This is a genomic window from Hydrogenophaga sp. GW456-12-10-14-TSB4, assembly GCF_059424305.1.
In genome coordinates this window covers 1-1,201 of sequence record NZ_JBWKZH010000153.1, presented here as the reverse complement: position 1 = coordinate 1,201, position 1,201 = coordinate 1, and the positions used below count along the sequence as shown (strand labels likewise).

General features: G+C 64.2%; 1 protein-coding gene. It reads right to left on the bottom strand.

The features are described 5' to 3' along the window. Window positions 1-4: 4 nt before the first annotated feature. Window positions 5-1,195: an elongation factor Tu gene (gene tuf, locus AC07ZS_RS29830; protein WP_494802040.1), complete on the bottom strand. Its 1,191-nt coding sequence runs from the start codon at window positions 1,193-1,195 to the stop codon at window positions 5-7. Window positions 1,196-1,201: the final 6 nt, after the last annotated feature.

The window sequence follows — 1,201 nt, the reverse complement described above, 5'->3', positions numbered from 1 at the left end:
CTCCTTACGCGATGATCTTGGCGACGACGCCGGCGCCGACGGTGCGGCCACCTTCGCGGATGGCGAAGCGCAGGCCTTCTTCCATGGCGATCGGGGCGATCAGCTTGACCGTGATCGACACGTTGTCACCGGGCATCACCATTTCCTTGCCTTCGGGCAGCTCGATCGAGCCGGTCACGTCGGTCGTGCGGAAGTAGAACTGCGGACGGTAGTTGTTGAAGAACGGCGTGTGACGGCCACCTTCGTCCTTGGACAGCACGTACACCTCACCGGTGAAGTGCGTGTGCGGCTTGATCGAGCCGGGCTTGCACAGCACCTGGCCGCGCTGCACGTCTTCGCGCTTGGTGCCGCGCAGCAGGATACCGACGTTGTCGCCAGCCTGGCCCTGGTCCAGCAGCTTGCGGAACATTTCCACGCCCGTGCAGGTGGTCTTCTGCGTGGTCGAGATACCCACGATCTCGATTTCCTCGCCGACCTTGACCACACCGCGCTCGATACGACCGGTCACCACCGTGCCGCGACCCGAGATGGAGAACACGTCTTCCACGGGCATCAGGAAGGCACCGTCCACCGCGCGCTCGGGCGTGGGGATGTAGGTGTCCAGCGCGTCAGCCAGGCGCATGATGGCCTGTTCGCCCAGGTCGCCCTTGTCGCCTTCGAGGGCCAGCTTGGCCGAGCCCTTGATGATGGGGGTGTCGTCACCGGGGAAGTCGTACTTGCTCAGCAGCTCGCGCACTTCCATTTCGACCAGCTCGAGCAGCTCGGCGTCGTCGACCATGTCGCACTTGTTCAGGAACACGATGATGTAAGGCACGCCCACCTGGCGGGCCAGCAGGATGTGCTCGCGGGTCTGGGGCATCGGGCCGTCAGCGGCCGAGCACACCAGAATGGCGCCGTCCATCTGGGCGGCACCGGTGATCATGTTCTTGACGTAGTCGGCGTGGCCGGGGCAGTCCACGTGGGCGTAGTGGCGGTTGGCCGTTTCGTATTCCACGTGAGCGGTGTTGATCGTGATGCCGCGCGCCTTCTCTTCCGGAGCCGCGTCGATCTGGTCGTAGGCCTTGGCCGCGCCGCCGAACTTGGCCGCCAGCACCGTCGTGATCGCCGCCGTCAGCGTCGTCTTGCCATGGTCCACGTGACCAATCGTGCCCACGTTCACGTGCGGCTTGGTCCGCTCAAATTTCTCTTTTGCCATTTTTCA